15 protein-coding genes are annotated in these 16,261 nt (G+C 56.9%); 4 read left to right on the top strand and 11 right to left on the bottom strand.

The window, feature by feature from the left end:
• Positions 1–233 precede the first annotated feature (233 nt).
• Positions 234–917 (top strand): GntR family transcriptional regulator, encoded by a 684-nt coding sequence (locus tag VGC62_RS22720; RefSeq protein WP_331189323.1) that lies wholly within the window; start codon positions 234–236, stop codon positions 915–917.
• Between the two features lie 217 nt (positions 918–1,134).
• Here the strand turns inward: VGC62_RS22720 and VGC62_RS22715 are convergent, their stop codons facing one another.
• The 3 genes from VGC62_RS22715 to psrA all read right to left on the bottom strand — a co-directional run bounded on the left by VGC62_RS22715 (position 1,135) and on the right by psrA (position 3,687).
• Positions 1,135–1,875, bottom strand: a complete 741-nt coding sequence (locus VGC62_RS22715) for an S-methyl-5'-thioinosine phosphorylase (RefSeq protein WP_331189322.1) — start codon at positions 1,873–1,875, stop codon at positions 1,135–1,137.
• Positions 1,876–1,884: 9 nt separating this feature from the next.
• A complete protein-coding gene (gene nagZ, locus VGC62_RS22710) occupies positions 1,885–2,883 on the bottom strand; it encodes a beta-N-acetylhexosaminidase (protein WP_331189325.1) in 999 nt (332 codons plus the stop codon).
• 99 nt (positions 2,884–2,982) lie between these two features.
• Complete coding sequence (gene psrA, locus VGC62_RS22705; RefSeq protein WP_331189321.1) at positions 2,983–3,687, bottom strand: transcriptional regulator PsrA; 705 nt, start codon at positions 3,685–3,687, stop codon at positions 2,983–2,985.
• A gap of 252 nt (positions 3,688–3,939) precedes the next feature.
• On the opposite strand from psrA, the gene lexA reads away from it, so the two are divergent.
• Positions 3,940–4,548, top strand: a complete 609-nt coding sequence (gene lexA / locus VGC62_RS22700; RefSeq protein WP_331189320.1) for a transcriptional repressor LexA — start codon at positions 3,940–3,942, stop codon at positions 4,546–4,548.
• A 12-nt stretch (positions 4,549–4,560) separates the two neighbouring features.
• Entirely contained in the window at positions 4,561–5,052 is a 492-nt protein-coding gene (sulA, locus tag VGC62_RS22695) for an SOS-induced cell division inhibitor SulA (RefSeq protein WP_331189319.1), read from the top strand.
• Positions 5,053–5,137: 85 nt separating this feature from the next.
• Here sulA and VGC62_RS22690 read toward each other — a convergent pair whose 3' ends face one another.
• From VGC62_RS22690 to VGC62_RS22660, 7 genes are all read right to left on the bottom strand, one after another.
• The gene (locus VGC62_RS22690) at positions 5,138–5,371 is read right to left on the bottom strand and encodes a hypothetical protein (RefSeq protein ID WP_331189318.1); all 234 of its coding nucleotides are present in this window, start codon (positions 5,369–5,371) and stop codon (positions 5,138–5,140) included.
• Between the two features lie 75 nt (positions 5,372–5,446).
• Positions 5,447–5,968, bottom strand: coding sequence for a DUF6586 family protein (locus tag VGC62_RS22685; protein ID WP_331189317.1), 522 nt, complete (start codon positions 5,966–5,968; stop codon positions 5,447–5,449).
• A 138-nt stretch (positions 5,969–6,106) separates the two neighbouring features.
• Positions 6,107–8,713, bottom strand: a complete 2,607-nt coding sequence (gene topA, locus VGC62_RS22680) for a type I DNA topoisomerase (protein ID WP_331189316.1) — start codon at positions 8,711–8,713, stop codon at positions 6,107–6,109.
• Between the two features lie 110 nt (positions 8,714–8,823).
• Positions 8,824–9,060 (bottom strand): DUF1653 domain-containing protein, encoded by a 237-nt coding sequence (locus tag VGC62_RS22675; RefSeq protein WP_331189315.1) that lies wholly within the window; start codon positions 9,058–9,060, stop codon positions 8,824–8,826.
• A 100-nt stretch (positions 9,061–9,160) separates the two neighbouring features.
• Positions 9,161–10,336 (bottom strand): acetyl-CoA C-acyltransferase FadA, encoded by a 1,176-nt coding sequence (gene fadA / locus VGC62_RS22670; RefSeq protein WP_331189314.1) that lies wholly within the window; start codon positions 10,334–10,336, stop codon positions 9,161–9,163.
• A 23-nt stretch (positions 10,337–10,359) separates the two neighbouring features.
• Positions 10,360–12,507 carry a fatty acid oxidation complex subunit alpha FadB gene (gene fadB, locus VGC62_RS22665; RefSeq protein ID WP_331189313.1) on the bottom strand — a complete coding sequence of 716 codons (2,148 nt, stop codon included), beginning with the start codon at positions 12,505–12,507 and terminating at the stop codon, positions 10,360–10,362.
• A 571-nt stretch (positions 12,508–13,078) separates the two neighbouring features.
• Positions 13,079–13,516, bottom strand: coding sequence for a hypothetical protein (locus VGC62_RS22660; RefSeq protein ID WP_331189312.1), 438 nt, complete (start codon positions 13,514–13,516; stop codon positions 13,079–13,081).
• 110 nt (positions 13,517–13,626) lie between these two features.
• On the opposite strand from VGC62_RS22660, the gene VGC62_RS22655 reads away from it, so the two are divergent.
• On the top strand, positions 13,627–14,070 hold the full coding sequence (locus tag VGC62_RS22655; protein ID WP_331189311.1) for a universal stress protein: 444 nt from the start codon (positions 13,627–13,629) through the stop codon (positions 14,068–14,070).
• 93 nt (positions 14,071–14,163) lie between these two features.
• On the opposite strand, the gene VGC62_RS22650 is transcribed toward VGC62_RS22655, so the two are convergent.
• Positions 14,164–16,074, bottom strand: a complete 1,911-nt coding sequence (locus tag VGC62_RS22650; protein ID WP_331189310.1) for an ATP-binding cassette domain-containing protein — start codon at positions 16,072–16,074, stop codon at positions 14,164–14,166.
• Positions 16,075–16,261: the final 187 nt, after the last annotated feature.

The raw sequence follows: 16,261 nt of genomic DNA, 5'->3' as shown, positions 1-16,261 counted from the left end.
TTTGGTATCCCAAATATAGAGATTGCTCTTTTCAACGCAAGCAGTTTTTTCGACATTCGCTAAAGCGCTGACGAATGACCGGACGTGTGACTCCCACAAAAATCACCTAAAACATTGAGCTGCAGGTAGATTTTCAGCGTTCGCGTAGATAATTTTTTCAATCGCCCGGATAATCGGGCACATTCCCGCGCATAGCGTAGGAGCAATGTGGGATACCGATGGAGATGCAGGTGATGTCCGAGAGCAACAATTCAGCGAACATCAACGAGGCTGCTTATGCCGCCCTGCGCGAGCGCATCGTCAGTGGCGAACTACAGCCTGGCGCCCCGCTTTCGGAACGCGCGCTGTGTGAAGCGCTTGAGGTATCACGCACGCCGTTGCGCGAAGCAATCAAGATGCTGGCACGCGAGGGGCTGGTGGAGATTTCCGCCACCCGGCGAGCCAGAGTCGCCAGCGTGACCCTGGATGAGGCCGCGAACATGCTGACCTTGCTCGCGGCATTGGAGGGATTGTCCGGCGAACAGGCCTGCCAGAAGATTTCCGGCTCCGACATTGCCGAGTTGGAAACGTTGCAAGCAGCCATGCGCCTGAGCTACGAGCAGAATGACCTGGCCGGCTATTTCGAGTTGAATCAGGCCATTCACCTGAAAATTCTAGCGGTGGCCGACAACCGCGTATTGTCGGAAATGTTCGGTAACCTCAATGCGCGTCTGCGGCATGTGCGCAAACGCCTGACACCAACACCGGGGCGCTGGCTGCAGGCAGTTACCGAGCACGAGCAGATGCTGGTTTACTTGAAAAAAGGTGACAGCAAGAAACTGCGCACGCTGATGGAAGAGCACCTGCGCAATAAGATCGATGTGTTTCTCGCCACCATGCTCGAACACGGAATTGTCAGTGTGCAACGCTCGGCGTGACAGCACCGTAGATCGTCATGGCGAATTTCGATTTGGAGCTCACACAGATCATGGCGTCAATACCTGAGGTGGGTAGGGTCACAACCTTGATGGCGGCGCGCTCAAATACGTCTGCCAGGAACCGAGCTGAACGGGGGAGCGATGCAACCGAAACTCGTCATAATCGCCCCTCGATTCTCTAATGGATCAGTGAACTGAGGCATCACGCCTCTGTCCGTCAAGCAGCACTCAACACCCGCGCCAAGGTTGCCTTCACTTTGCCCATGCCGTCATGCAGTGCCTGTTCGATTTCGGCCATGGTAATCACTGCCGACGACTTGCCTGCCGCTGGATTTACCACCAGCGCCAGACAGGCATATTCAAGCTCAAGCTCTCGGGCCAACGCTGCTTCCGGCATGCCGGTCATGCCGACGATGTCGCACCCGTCGCGCTCCAGTCGCACGATTTCCGCCACGGTCTCAAGACGCGGCCCCTGCGTGCAGGCATACACACCAAAATCGCTGAACGCGCAGCCTTCGGCCATGAGCGAGGCAATCAACCGTTCGCGCAGCGGCGCGCTGTAGGGGTAGCTGAAATCGATATGGGTGACCTGCTCCAGGTCGTCGGCAAAAAATGTGTGTTCGCGACCGCTGGTGTAGTCCACCAGATCATGCGGCACACAGAAATGTCCGGTGCCCATGTCAGGGTGGATTCCGCCCACCGCATTGACCGACAGAATCGCCTCGGCGCCCGCCTGTTTCAGCGCCCACAGGTTGGCGCGATAGTTGACCTTATGCGGGGGAAAACGATGGGGATGGCCATGGCGCGCCAGAAACATCACTTCACGACCGGCGTATTCACCAACCTGAATATCGCCAGACGGCGCACCGTAAGGCGTGTTCATCGGCAGAGACTGACGAATCGTCAACCCGTCGAGTTGCGTCAGGCCGGTGCCACCGATAATCGCGTAAACAGTCATGGGGGTTCCTTAATCAATCAGTTGAGCAGCGCGCAACGAGGACAGCGCTGCCAGCCAGCGCGGATGCTGGCGGTATTCAGTGGTCGCCCAGGCCTGCCCGCGCATTTTGGCGATACGCGTGGCAGGCTTGATGTGCATGCGCTGGGCCGTGCTCAGGGCCAGTTCCGCCGCGCCACGATCATTGCAGACCAGGCCCATGTCGCAACCGGCGGTCAGCGCCGCTTCGATACGGCTCGCGGCATCCCCCACCACATGCGCACCGGCCATGGACAAATCGTCGCTGAAAATAACCCCATCGAAACCCAATTCGCCACGCAGAATGTCCTGCAACCAGCGACGGGAAAAACCGGCGGGCTGGGCATCGACTTTGGGGTAAATGACGTGAGCCGGCATGACTGCCGCAAGCTGTTTGCTCAACCGCGCAAACGGCACCAGATCGTTGGCGCGAATGGACGCAAGGCTTCGTTCATCAGTAGGAATCGCTACGTGGGAATCGGCCTCAGCCCAGCCATGACCAGGAAAATGCTTGCCGGTCGCAGCCATCCCTGCTGCGTTCATGCCACGGACAAAGGCACCTGCGAGTAACGCCACACGCTGTGGATCGCCCTCAAACGCACGACTGCCAACCACTGCGCTGCGTTGGTAATCGAGGTCCAACACGGGAGCGAAGCTGATGTCCAGCCCGACCGCAAGGACTTCGGTCGCCATCAACCAGCCACAATCCTCAGCGAGGGACTCTGCATTCGGATTATCGGCGATGGCGCGCATCGCCGGCAGCCGCACAAACCCCTGACGCAGACGCTGAACGCGGCCCCCTTCTTGGTCCACCGCTAACAGAAGGTCAGGACGAATCGCGCGAATGGACGTGCAAAGCTCGCGAACCTGGCGCGGATTTTCGATATTACGGGCAAAAATAATCAGGCCGCCCACTTCGGGCTGACGCAGGAACTGACGGTCTTCAGACGTCAACCACGTACCGGCGACGTCCACCATCAGGGAGCCTTGCAGGCCAGAACTCATATGAATTTCCTTCAACATTCCATGCACATGCCGGGCATGGTGCTTGATCGACGGATGCGACGCAAATACGCGGGCACCCTGTCCCGATCAAACTTTTGCGGGGGCCTGGCTTTTAGTACGCGGTTTGAGTTGAGCGCAGATCATCGCAGTGTCGGTCACGCCGGTTTCGGCACGCATGCCAGCGGCAAGGAACGGCACCATCAAACGCATCACCTGCTCAATCGAGGTGTTAACGCCAAAATCGGTCTCGGCAATCGCGCGCAAGGCCTTGATACCCGACATGCTAAACGCTGCGGCGCCAAGCATGAAATGCACACGCCAGAACAACTCGATGGGAGGAATACGTGGGGCGGCGTCATTTACCAGCAACATGTAACGGCGGAACACCTTGCCGTACATGTCCTCAAGATAACGACGCAAATGGCCTTGGCTCTGACTGAATGCAAGGCCAAGCAAACGCATGAAAATTGATAAGTCGTTGCCGCTGCGAGGCTGCACGACCAGCGCCTGTTCGACGAGAATCTCCAGTAACTCTTCCAGCGTCGGTTTGTGATCGGGCTTTGCCTGACGGCGCTCCAACTCGCGATCCAGACTGACGCAGAACGGCCCCAAGAAGCGCGAAAAGACCGCCTGGATCAATGCCTTCTTTGAACCGAAATGGTAGTTAACGGCTGCAAGATTGACTGAGGCCTTGCTGGTAATCAGCCTCAGCGACGTTTCGGCAAAACCTTTTTCCGCGAACAACTGTTCCGCTGCATCAAGAATTCGTTCAACTGTTTCCGACTGGGCCATGGTTCTCTGCCTGACAAACAACTGTTTGAAACATACGTTTCAGCCAACTCCCTGTCAACCCTGCCCGTTCGTTTTCTGTCCGGCCGGTCACGCGCATTTAATCATATAAACCGGGGCCTGTAGCCCACCGGATGACAAGTCATTTTATACCGCTGCGATGACTGCCCGACGCAATGAATAAAAAGGGATATTGCCAAGACCAAATCACTGTATATAATCCCAGTCACTGTATAAAAAGACAGAGCGAGCCAAATGATCAAACTGACGTCACGCCAAGCCGAAATCCTCGATTTCATCAAACGCTGCCTGGAAGACAACGGCTACCCGCCCACCCGTGCGGAAATCGCTCAGGAACTGGGCTTCAAGTCGCCCAACGCCGCTGAAGAACACCTCAAAGCCCTGGCCCGCAAGGGCGCTATCGAAATGACACCGGGTGCCTCACGCGGCATCCGCATTCCGGGTTTCGAAGCCAAGGCCGATGAGAGCGGGCTGCCTATCATTGGTCGCGTCGCCGCTGGCGCTCCCATTCTCGCGCAACAACACATCGAAGAGTCCTTGAGCATCAACCCGGCATTCTTTCACCCGAGCGCAGACTATCTGCTGCGGGTGCATGGCATGAGCATGAAAGACGTCGGGATCCTGGACGGAGACTTGCTCGCCGTGCATACAACGCGTGAAGCCCGTAACGGCCAGATCGTCGTTGCACGGATTGGCGACGAAGTGACCGTCAAACGTTTCAAGCGTGAAGGCAGCCGAGTCTGGCTAATCGCGGAAAACCCTGACTTCGCGCCGATTGAAGTGAATTTGAAAGACCAGGAACTGGTTATCGAAGGGTTAAGCGTCGGCGTCATTCGCCGCTAAAGGAGAACACTCATGCAGTTCCCACAGACACAGCAACAACATGCACAGCTGCCTTTGTTCGAAGCATTCATGGCGCAGCCCATTGTGCCGATGCTCAAAACGCCCATTCTTGAAGATAGGGGCGAAACGCCTTGGAACAGCGAGCCAGAAGCCTTCAGTGAATTGTCATTGCGTGGCGCCGCCGGGAACTGTCTGAACCTTCTGGCCCCCATTTTAAGGGAGCTGAGCCAGGATCAGGACGCACGCTGGCTGACACTGATCGCCCCGCCCTCCAGTGTGACTCAGGCCTGGTTGAGGGACGCCGGGCTGAACCGGGAACGCATTCTTCTACTACAACCGCGTGGCACGCAAACCGCTCTTGAGTTGACTCGAGAAGCGTTGCGGCTGGGACGCAGCCATACCGTGGTGAGCTGGATCAATCCAATTAACGCTAACGCACGGCAGCAACTTGTCAGTGCCGCAAGAATTGGAGAAGCACAAAGCCTGAATATCCGCCTGGGCTAGCTCACCAGGCAATCCTGTTTCAGGACAGGCCGGGCTTCTCAGGGCGAGAAGCCGAAAGACAGTCGCTCGATTTAACGCCGTTGAATTAATGAAGCACTCTCGGGCCATCGCCTTTTTCCAACTCGCCTTCGGCAAGACGACCAGCCATCTGCACACCGACGCTCAACATCGCCTTGGCGACTTCAACATGTTGGCCCTGCAGAAAAGCTTTGGCGTCGTCTGAGAAGTTGAGGGTAACCAGAGACCCTTCATCCTCAGCGCGGCGCAGCTCGATACGGCCGTCAGGCAACTCGACAATTTCCAGAAAAGACGTAGGCATTAAGACAGTTCTCCACGAAAGGCCGGTATTGTACCAGCCTGACGCCTCAGGCCCTAGTCCATCGATCATTCGGCTTCAGCACTCACTGAGCCCTTCCCGGAAGCGAATGGCAAGCCCTTTCAACTGCTGACGCCAGCTTTCCATTTCCTCACGACTCAGCTCAGGCTCAGCCTGTTCCTCACCGCCCACCGAAATAATCAATGGCTGAGTGACGTCTCCCTTGGGTTTCTTTGGCTCGCGGGGCGGTTGAAACAGCGCGTTATAGGAAGCTAACAACTGTGCCAGCCAGGTTTCCCGTTGCTGCGCGAGCTCGACCAATTCAGCCATTTCGGGGATCGCGATAGCCTCCAGCACCTGAGGCGTTAGCAACGTCTCCGCACGCGGCGCGTTGGCCTGCGGAAGTCGGTAGTACCCAGCGATTTCATGGCATAACCCCAGAAGAGCGCCATAGAGATGGAACACCGCCGACTCACGCTCGGCCTGTTCCAGGCCCTGAGCATTCATGGCGGTGCTAGCGTTTGCCTTGGCCATGGCCTCCAGCGCCAGTCCTGCAAAAAAGAGCTTCTGGTTGGTACGGGTATAGAGTTCGTGCGCCATGACAGTGGCCTCCACCATTAACGAATTGAACCGCTACAGACGATACTCGCTGTCGAGAATAAAAAAATCCCCCGGCGAACCGAGGGACATTTTTAACGCAAACCGCAGGCGCCTGTCATTTGAGTCATGCGCCAGCGATCAACGCTTGTCTTCGACCTTCCACGCCTTGCCGTCGTAGAACGCACGCCAGCCCGTTGGCTTGCCTTCGACTTCAGTCTGGACATATTGCTCTTTGGATTTACGGCTGTAACGAATGACTGCTGGCCGGCCATCCGGGTCTTTCTTCGGCGCATCACACAGGAAGTGATACTTGGGATCGATCTCATCCTTGTGCGGCACGATTTCCATGACCAGTGGCGCACGAGTCTCTCGGTTTTTCGGGAACTGGCTGGCCGCCAGGAACAACCCCGAAGCGCCGTCGCGCAGGATATACGTGTCGTCGACCTTGTCGCACTTGAGCTCCGGCATCTTCACCGGGTCCATTTTCGGCGGTGCCGCTTCGCCGCTTTTCAGCAGCTTGCGGGTGTTCTTGCAATTGGTGCAGCCAAAGAACTTGCCGAAACGGCCGGTTTTAAGCTGCATTTCACCGCCGCACTTGTCGCATTCCACGCTTGGGCCTTCATAGCCCTTGATCCGGTAATTGCCTTCTTCGATCTCATAACCCACGCAATCGGGGTTATTACCGCAGATGTGCAGCTTGCGCTTCTCATCCAACAGGTAGGCGTCCATCGCCGTGCTGCAGACTGGACAGCGATGCTTGCCACGAAGAACACGCGATTCAGATTCGCCCTCGTCATCGTCGGCAATTTCATCGCCCGGCGTCAGGTTGACCGTGGCCTTGCAGCGTTCTTTGGGCGGCAGGCTGTAGCCCGAACAGCCGAGGAACACGCCGGTCGACGCTGTACGAATCTGCATCGGACGACCACAGACCTTGCACGGAATATCGGTCATCACCGGCTGATTCGCACGCATGCCACTGTCGGCAGCTTCGGCGACTTCCAGCTTTTTCTTGAAATCGCCGTAGAACTCGTCGAGCACGTTTTTCCAGTCACGCTCGCCCTGAGCCACGTCGTCGAGATTCTCTTCCATCCCGGCAGTGAAGCCGTAATCCATCAGGTTCGAGAAGCTTTCGGACAGGCGCTCGGTAACGATATCGCCCATTTTTTCCGAGTAGAAACGGCGGTTATGCAGCGCTACATAGCCTCGGTCCTGAATGGTCGAGATGATCGCAGCATAGGTCGACGGCCGGCCAATACCGCGCTTCTCCATCTCCTTGACCAGGCTCGCCTCAGAGTAGCGCGCAGGCGGCTTGGTGAAGTGCTGAGTCGGATCAAGCTTGATCAGCTTCATTTTGTCGCCCTGGGCCATGTCAGGCAGCACATCGTCGTCGCCAGGCTTGGTCATTTGCGGCAGTACACGGGTGTAACCGTCAAATTTGAGGATGCGACCTTTGGCGCGCAATTCGAAGTCACCCGCGGCCACGCTGACGGTGGTCGAAAGGTATTGCGCAGGCGGCATTTGACACGCCACGAACTGGCGCCAGATCAACTCGTAAAGGCGCTCGGCGTCGCGCTCCATACCGGTCAATTTACTCGGATGAGTATTGACATCAGAAGGACGAATCGCTTCGTGCGCCTCCTGTGCGCCTTCTTTGCTGCTGTACACAATCGGCGACTCGGGCAGGTATTTCTTGCCAAACTCGGTCTCGATGTAAGTGCGCGCCATAGCCACAGCGTCGATCGACAGGTTGGTCGAGTCAGTACGCATGTACGTGATGTAACCCGCCTCGTACAAGCGCTGGGCCATCATCATGGTTTTCTTCACGCCGAAGCCCAGGCGGTTGCTACCGGCCTGCTGCAAGGTGGAGGTGATGAACGGTGCGGATGGCTTGCTGCTGGTGGGTTTGTCTTCGCGCTTGGCGATGGTGTAGGCAGAAACCTTGAGCTTTTCCAGCGCCGCCATGGCTTGGGTTTCGTTCAACGGCTTGAACGCTTCGCCGTTCTCACGGGCCACTTCGAAGCGCACGTTAGCGCCCTTGGCAGTACCCAGGTCTGCGTGAACTTCCCAGTACTCTTCCGGGTTGAACGCGCGGATCTCGCGCTCACGCTCCACCACAAGCTTCACGGCAACCGATTGCACGCGGCCGGCTGATAGGCCACGAGCGATTTTCTGCCACAGCAGCGGCGAGACCATATAACCGACGACACGGTCAAGGAAACGACGGGCCTGCTGCGCATTGACCCGATCAATATCCAGTTCGCCAGGCTTGGAGAAGGCTTCCTGAATTGCCTTCTTGGTGATTTCGTTGAACACCACGCGCTTGTAGCGAGAGTCGTCACCGCCGATGGCTTCGCGCAGGTGCCAGGCAATGGCTTCTCCCTCGCGGTCCAAGTCGGTTGCGAGATAGATGGTGTCAGCATCTTTGGCCAGACGACGCAGTTCTTCGATGACCTTCTCTTTGCCGGGAAGGATTTCGTACTTGGCCTTCCAGCCGTGGTCCGGATCGACACCCATACGCGCGACCAACTGGCGCTTGGCCTTTTCTTTGGGCGAGAGCGCGGGGGCTTCGCCAGCAACAGCCTTGCTGCGCTTGGCGGCAGGCTCTTTGCTGGCGCTAGCCGAACCGCTGGTGGGCAGGTCTCGGATATGGCCGATACTCGACTTCACCACGTACTGGTTGCCCAAATACTTGTTGATGGTCTTGGCCTTAGCCGGGGATTCCACAATGACCAGCGATTTGCCCATGGATCGGAAAATTCCTGAATGCTAGAAAAAAGACGTTAGAGCCGTCGAGGCCCCGCTATATATAGTGGCTACAAGGTGAGGTCAAGCACAGGCTACTGCAAGGCCCAGTATCATGGCGTTGCAAAACGGTCAGGTTCGGCCTGGACCAAAGCAAAGCGCGGCACTTGCTCGCCGTCAACCTCGACCGACTCCAGAAACATGCTCAATGGCCGAACCCAGAGCCCGTATTCGCCGTACAGCGCTTGATAGAACACCACTTCTTCCTCGGTCTCGGAATGCCGTGCGACACCGAAAACACGGTACTCGGGGCCTTTATAATGACGGTAGAGACCTGGTTGTAATTGCATGGTGCGGTCCTCACGGATCGAAGCGAAAAAAACTGCCAACAAACATTTCCTAAAAAACAAAAACCGGGGCACCAGGCCCCGGCTTGCAACATCACACCAATCAGACGCGCTCGAAGACTGTGGATATACCCTGTCCTAGACCGATGCACATGGTTGCAACACCCAAGGTGCCGCCTTTTTGTTTCATGACATTGAGCAAAGTACCTGAGATACGCGCTCCGGAACATCCAAATGGATGGCCCAAGGCGATGGCGCCGCCGTGCAGGTTAACCTTCTGGTCCATCTTGTCGAGCACTTTCAAATCTTTCAACACTGGCAAGGCCTGCGCAGCGAAGGCTTCGTTGAGTTCAAAGTAGTCGATATCGCCGATGGTCAGGCCTGCGCGCTTGAGTGCTTTCTGCGTCGCAGGAACGGGTCCATAGCCCATGATTGCAGGGTCTACACCGGCCACGGCCATGGAGCGAATCACCGCCAGCGGCTCGATGCCAAGGTCCATGGCACGCTGGCCGGACATGACGATCATGCAGGACGCACCGTCAGTGATCTGCGAAGAGGTGCCCGCTGTCACAGTGCCGCCTTTTGGGTTGAAGGCAGGCTTCAACGCCGCCAGACTTTCCAGCGTGGTCTCTGGACGAATGGTCTCGTCGTAGTCGAACATCTTCAGGAAGCCGTTCTCGTCATACCCTTGCATCGGGATGATCTCATCCTTGAAGTTGCCTTCCACAGTCGCCTGGTACGCCAGCTTGTGCGAGCGAACACCGAACGCGTCTTGCTGCTCACGCGTCACACCGTGCATCTTGCCGAGCATTTCTGCGGTCAAACCCATCATGCCCGACGCCTTGGCTGCGTATAGCGACAAGTGCGGGTTAGGATCGACGCCGTGCATCATGCTGACGTGGCCCATGTGCTCAACACCACCGATGACGAACACATCACCATTGCCGGTCATGATCGCTTGAGCTGCGGTGTGCAACGCGCTCATGGATGAACCGCAGAGGCGGCTCACAGTCTGGGCCGCCGAGGTATGCGGGATCTGTGTCATCAACGACGCCATGCGCGCGATGTTCCAGCCTTGTTCCAATGTCTGGTTAACACAGCCCCAGATCACATCTTCGACTTCGGCCGGATCGACCTTGGCGTTGCGTTCCAGCAGTTTGCTGATCAGGTGCGCCGACAGGTCTTCGGCACGGGTATTGCGGTGCATGCCACCCTTGGAGCGGCCCATCGGGGTGCGACCGAAGTCGACAATCACGACGTCTTTCGGATTCAAGCTCATATATTCACCTACTCGTTGGGCACTTAACCGAAGAAGCTCTGGCCATTTTTGGCCATCTCACGCAGCTTCGCAGTGGGGTGGTACAGCGCGCCCAGATCAGCGTATTGGTCAGCCAGGGCAACGAATTGGGCGACACCGACCGAGTCGATGTAACGCAGCGCGCCTCCACGGAATGGAGGGAAACCGATGCCATAGATCAGGCCCATGTCGGCCTCGGCAGCCGTCTCGACGATGCCGTCTTCCAGGCAACGCACCGTTTCCAGACACAGAGGAATCATCATCCAGTTGATGATGTCTTCATCGGTCACTTCACGTTGCTCGTAGACAATCGGCTTGAGCACTTCCAGCACGGAGGCATCAACGACCTTCTTCGGCTTGCCCTTCTTGTCAGTCTCATAGACGTAGAAGCCCTTGCCGTTTTTCTGGCCCAGGCGGTTGGCCTCGTAGAGCGCGTCGATGGCTGAGCGACGATCATCTTTCATGCGATCAGGGAAACCTTCAGCCATCACATCGCGACCGTGGTGACCGGTGTCGATACCGACCACGTCCATCAGGTACGCTGGGCCCATCGGCCAACCGAATTTTTCCATCACTTTGTCGATGCGCACAAAGTCAACACCGGCACTCACCAGCTTGGCGAAACCGCCGAAGTATGGGAACAAAATACGGTTGACCAGAAAGCCTGGGCAGTCGTTGACCACGATGGGGTTCTTGCCCATTTTCTTGGCGTAGGCCACGGTGGTTGCAACAGCGACTTCGCTGGACTTCTCGCCACGGATCACTTCAACCAAGGGCATCATGTGTACCGGGTTGAAGAAGTGCATGCCGACAAAGTTTTCCGGACGCTTGAGGGCTTTGGCCAGCAGGCTGATAGAAATGGTCGAGGTGTTGGAGGCCAGAATCGTGCCTTCGCCCACCTGCCCTTCGACTTCGGCCAATACGGCTTGTTTGACCTTTGGGTTTTCCACAACGGCTTCAACAACCAAGTCGACATGACCAAAATCGCCGTAGGACAATGTCGGACGAATCGCGTTAAGCGCTTCGGCCATTTTTTCTGGCGTCAGGCGACCTTTTTCGACCCGCTTGCCGAGCAGTTTCGACGCCTCGCCAAGACCCAATTGAATGGCCTCTTCGCGAATGTCTTTCATCAGGATTGGCGTGCCTTTGACGGCCGACTGATAAGCAATACCGCCGCCCATGATGCCTGCACCCAACACCGCCGCCTGCTTGACGTCTTTGGCGACTTCGTCGTAGACCTTGGCTTTCTTTTTCAGCTCCTGGTCGTTGAGAAATAGCCCTATCAGGCTTTCTGCGGCAGAGGTTTTCGCTAACTTAACGAAACCGGCCGCTTCAATTTCCAAAGCCTTTTCACGACCGAAATTGGCAGCTTTCTGGATACTCTTGATCGCTTCGACAGGCGCTGGATAGTTCGGACCCGCCTGCCCGGCAACGAAACCTTTGGCGGTTTCAAAAGCCATCATTTGTTCGATAGCGTTGAGCTTGATCTTTTCAAGCTTTGGCTGGCGCTTGGCCTTGAAGTCAAACTCACCGGAAATAGCGCGTTTGACCAGGTCCAATGCGGCTTCATGAAGTTTTTCAGGTGCGACGACGGCATCGACCGCGCCCACTTTCAGTGCATCTTCGGCGCGATTTTCTTTACCGGAGGCGATCCACTCGACAGCATTGTCGACACCAATCAAGCGTGGCAGACGAACCGTGCCACCGAAACCTGGATAGATGCCAAGCTTGACTTCAGGCAAACCGATTTTGGCGGTGCTGGACATGACGCGGAAATCTGCTGCCAAGCACATTTCAAGACCACCACCCAAGGCAATGCCATTGATCGCGGCGACAGTAGGCACGCCCAAGTCTTCAAAATCACTGAAGATTCGATTGGCTTCCAAATTACCCGCCACCAGTTCTGCGTCTGGCAACTTGAAACTCTCGACGAACTCGGTGATGTCGGCGCCGACGATGAACACGTCTTTGCCGCTGGTGACAATCACGCCGTTGATCGAGCCATCGGCTTTGATGGTATCAACGGCCTGACGCAGGTCATTGAGGGTGAGGCGGTTGAACTTGTTGACGGACTCACCCTTGAGGTCGAATTTCAATTCGACGATGCCACTTTCAAGAGCCTTAACCGTGATGGCTTTACCTTCGTAAATCATCAACTGATCTCCACGATATGGAAGCTGAACAATACGCGTCGGACGCTGAATTCTGGCGAAAGACATGGCGGATTCGCCAATGCAGAACACCAAACGCCAGGCACCCCGTCGACACGACTCGAGCGCTTGTCAGAACGTTCCTACGGCAAACGCTCAATTCATACGCCCGTTTGATTTGGGTACGCACACCTTCATTCATATTCCAACAATTGTCAATTGAGCCGGCAGCGGACATAACGGGCAATTTTCGGTAAAAACGAACGGCTGATAGGCATGCATTCACTGAATGGATAATTTAAACATTCAACATGACCGGCAATGTTTGGCCGAACGGTGATCGTCACCCAATAGAAAAAAAAGTCGCTACAGCGCAGACAAATGCACCAATAAGGTCTACATTCAGCGCACTGCGCATCAAGACGGGTCATTTCGAAAGAGAGTAACAGCGAATCGGCACTGTTTTTTTACGGTATTGCACCGCAAAGCACCCAGAATTATCGGCCTGCCTGGCCAACCCCAGCCCGATGTTGTTATCGGGCTTTTTAATGCCTGTGATTTGGCGATAGCCCCATTAGGCTAAGGCTTTGAGCACGGCCGCAATATGTTGCAATACTTCTGGCTCCCCCCTCTCAGCCCAATACAGCGCGATCAGTTGCTTGCCCGCCTCCACTTTGTAGACGTCGGCAGGCAAGGTCTGAAACTGGGCAAGCAGACGCACGTCTTCACAGGGCTCGCGCCATTGATTGAGCCAAACACCGGGTGCCGTCTGAAAATACACCCAACTGTCGGGCTCAGATGCCCTACGTGGGCGGTGATATTGTGCGCAAGGGCTCGGAGGCTCCTTGGGTAACCAATGCGGCCATTGCTGCGGTGCCAACTGCATCGCCAGCCCCATGCGCCTGGCTTCCATCCGTAGCGCCATTCTGCCACTCTGCTGCCGCGAAGGACGCAGCCAGACCAACGGGCTTAGCACAACGGCAAGGATTGACAGCACGATCCAGACCGTCATCTGCCTATGCCCCGCTCTAGACGGCCGTCGTCGCGCAAATAAAGGCGTGCCATGAGGCGCGTGAAAAGAGCCATAATTAAAACCATCGCAAACCTCAGAAGGAACATCCCATGCCCTATGAACATATTTTGGTCGCCGTGGACCTCACAGAAGAGTGCGACCCGGTCATCAAGCGTGCGCGTGAGCTGGCCGTTGCCAATAACGCCAAGCTCTCGCTGGTGCATATCGTGGAACCGATGGCGATGGCGTTCGGTGGTGATGTACCGATGGATCTTTCGCAACTGCAACAGCAGCAGTTCGATCAGGCCAAGGAAAAGCTCGAGGCGCTGAAAGTGAAATACCCCGATGTCAAAACCGGTGACAGCCACCTGACCTATGGGCAGCCGCGCCAGGAAATCCATCAGTTGGCCAAGGACCACCATGTCGATCTGATCGTGGTCGGAAGCCATGGCCGCCATGGTCTGTCGCTACTGCTGGGCTCCACCGCCAATGACGTACTGCATGGCGCACCGTGCGACGTCCTGGCGGTTCGCCTGATCAAGCGTACGGAATAACGCCCCCACGCGCATAAATGCGCGCCTCCCATCAAGCAATAAGCCCGAGCCCTTGAAGGGGCTCGGGCTTATTTACATCACGACATCACTGGATCAGTCGTCCAGCTCGGCCCAGCGCTCCAACAACCCGTCGAGCTGACCTTGCAGACTTTCGAGCAGAGCGATCACCGCCGCGGTTTGCTCGGCTGGCCGCTGATAAAAAGCAGGCTCGGCCATTTCGGCAGTCAATGCAGCCATCTGTGATTCGACGTCGTCGATCTGGCCAGGCAACGCTTCAAGCTCACGCTGCAACTTGTAGCTGAGCTTCTTCTTGGCCACCGGCATGTCCTGAGCCACAACCGGCTCAGCCGCAACCACGGCAGCGGCCAGCTCGGCCCTACCGGATTTGCTGTCGGTCACACCCAGCAGACGCGGCGAGCCGCCCTGACGCAGCCAGTCCTGATAACCACCGACGAACTCACGAACCTTGCCCTCGCCTTCGAACACCAAGGTACTGGTGACGACATTGTCGAGGAATGCCCGGTCGTGGCTGACCATCAGAACAGTACCCTTGAAGGTCAGCAACACCTCTTCAAGCAGTTCGAGGGTCTCAACGTCCAGGTCGTTGGTCGGTTCGTCGAGGACCAGCAGGTTGGCTGGCTTGCTGAACAGTTTGGCCAGCAGCAAACGCGCACGTTCACCGCCAGACAACGCCTTGACAGGTGTGCGTGCGCGCTGAGGACTGAACAGGAAATCGCCCAGGTAGCTCAAAACGTGCCGACTCTGACCATCGATATCGATAAAGTCGCGACCTTCGGCGACGTTATCGATCACGGTCTTTTCCAGATCCAGCTGATGCCGCAACTGATCGAAATAAGCGACGTCCAGACGCGTGCCGACTTCAACCTTGCCGCTGGTCGGCTGCAGATTATCGAGCATCAGTTTGAGCAAGGTGGTCTTGCCGGTACCGTTAGCGCCTAGCAAACCGATTCGGTCTTCGCGCTGCAGCACCATGGAGAAGTCCTTGATCAGCATCGGGCCGCCCGGATGCGCGAAGCTGACGTTGTCCAGCACCATCACCTGCTTGCCCGACTTGTCGGCAGTATCGAGCTGGATGTTCGCCTTGCCGGTGCGCTCGCGGCGCTCACTGCGCTCCACGCGCAGCTCCTTCAGGGCACGGACGCGACCTTCGTTACGGGTGCGGCGGGCCTTGATGCCCTGACGAATCCAGACTTCTTCCTGGGCCAGGCGCTTGTCGAACAGTGCGTTGGCGGTTTCTTCTGCCGCCAGCGCAGCTTCTTTATGCACCAGGAAGCTGGCGTAGTCGCCGTCCCAGTCAATCAGGCCGCCGCGATCGAGTTCAAGGATGCGCGTGGCGAGGTTCTGCAAAAAGGAACGGTCGTGGGTAATGAACAAGACCGCGCCCTGGAAATCCTTGAGCGCCTCTTCCAGCCAGGCGATGGCGCCGATGTCCAGGTGGTTGGTGGGCTCATCGAGCAGCAGCAAGTCCGGCTCGGACACCAGCGCCTGTGCCAGCAGCACGCGACGACGCCAGCCACCGGACAATTCGGCAAGGGTTTTGTCGGCGGGTAACTGCAGACGACTCAGCGTGCTGTCGACCAGTTGCTGCAAGCGCCAGCCATCACGGGCTTCGAGGTCCTGCTGGACATGCATCAGCTTGTCCAGGTCCTCGGCCGTGACGATGTTCTGGCTCAGGTGATGGTATTGCGCGAGTAAGGCGCCCACGCCGTCCAGGCCTTCAGCCACCACATCGAATACAGTGCGGTCATCGGCAACCGGTAACTCCTGAGGCAACTCGCCGATCTTCAGGCCCGGCGCACGCCAGACGCTGCCGTCATCAGGCTTCTGCACGCCTTTGACCAGCTTCAACATGCTGGATTTACCAGTGCCGTTGCGACCGATAATGCAGACCCGCTCACCACGGGCGATCTGCCAGGACACCTTGTCCAACAACGGCATGGCGCCGAACGCAAGGGACACATCGGTGAATTTGAGCAGGGTCATGAGCTTCTCCAAAAACCGGGCGCGTATTCTACCTGAGATACCCGCCAAGTAGGGGTATTGGATGACAGAACGTGGCGCCGACGATCCAAATAATTCATTTATATGCGCCGATTGTTTCTATCGGCGACCAACGACGCCAAGGCGCTTCAACCCGCGCTGGCAAACCGCTAAGCTAGCCCCACTTTTC

Origin of the sequence: Pseudomonas sp. (assembly GCF_036404235.1) — a bacterium.
Lineage (GTDB): Bacteria > Pseudomonadota > Gammaproteobacteria > Pseudomonadales > Pseudomonadaceae > Aquipseudomonas.
The sequence above is the reverse complement of the archived record's forward strand: the minus strand, read 5'-3'. Positions and strand labels throughout refer to the sequence as shown.

Excerpts from the sequence above, each read along its gene's own strand:
- VGC62_RS22655 (WP_331189311.1), top strand. The coding sequence starts at position 13,627 with ATGCCCTATGAACATATTTTGGTCGCCGTGGACCTCACAGAAGAGTGC.
- VGC62_RS22675 (WP_331189315.1), bottom strand. The coding sequence starts at position 9,060 with ATGCAATTACAACCAGGTCTCTACCGTCATTATAAAGGCCCCGAGTAC.
- VGC62_RS22650 (WP_331189310.1), bottom strand. The coding sequence starts at position 16,074 with ATGACCCTGCTCAAATTCACCGATGTGTCCCTTGCGTTCGGCGCCATG.
- psrA (WP_331189321.1), bottom strand. The coding sequence starts at position 3,687 with ATGGCCCAGTCGGAAACAGTTGAACGAATTCTTGATGCAGCGGAACAG.
- VGC62_RS22685 (WP_331189317.1), bottom strand. The coding sequence starts at position 5,968 with ATGGCGCACGAACTCTATACCCGTACCAACCAGAAGCTCTTTTTTGCA.
- topA (WP_331189316.1), bottom strand. The coding sequence starts at position 8,713 with ATGGGCAAATCGCTGGTCATTGTGGAATCCCCGGCTAAGGCCAAGACC.
- sulA (WP_331189319.1), top strand. The coding sequence starts at position 4,561 with ATGCAGTTCCCACAGACACAGCAACAACATGCACAGCTGCCTTTGTTC.
- VGC62_RS22720 (WP_331189323.1), top strand. The coding sequence starts at position 234 with ATGTCCGAGAGCAACAATTCAGCGAACATCAACGAGGCTGCTTATGCC.
- lexA (WP_331189320.1), top strand. The coding sequence starts at position 3,940 with ATGATCAAACTGACGTCACGCCAAGCCGAAATCCTCGATTTCATCAAA.
- VGC62_RS22715 (WP_331189322.1), bottom strand. The coding sequence starts at position 1,875 with ATGACTGTTTACGCGATTATCGGTGGCACCGGCCTGACGCAACTCGAC.
- fadA (WP_331189314.1), bottom strand. The coding sequence starts at position 10,336 with ATGAGCTTGAATCCGAAAGACGTCGTGATTGTCGACTTCGGTCGCACC.
- VGC62_RS22690 (WP_331189318.1), bottom strand. The coding sequence starts at position 5,371 with ATGCCTACGTCTTTTCTGGAAATTGTCGAGTTGCCTGACGGCCGTATC.
- fadB (WP_331189313.1), bottom strand. The coding sequence starts at position 12,507 with ATGATTTACGAAGGTAAAGCCATCACGGTTAAGGCTCTTGAAAGTGGC.
- VGC62_RS22660 (WP_331189312.1), bottom strand. The coding sequence starts at position 13,516 with ATGACGGTCTGGATCGTGCTGTCAATCCTTGCCGTTGTGCTAAGCCCG.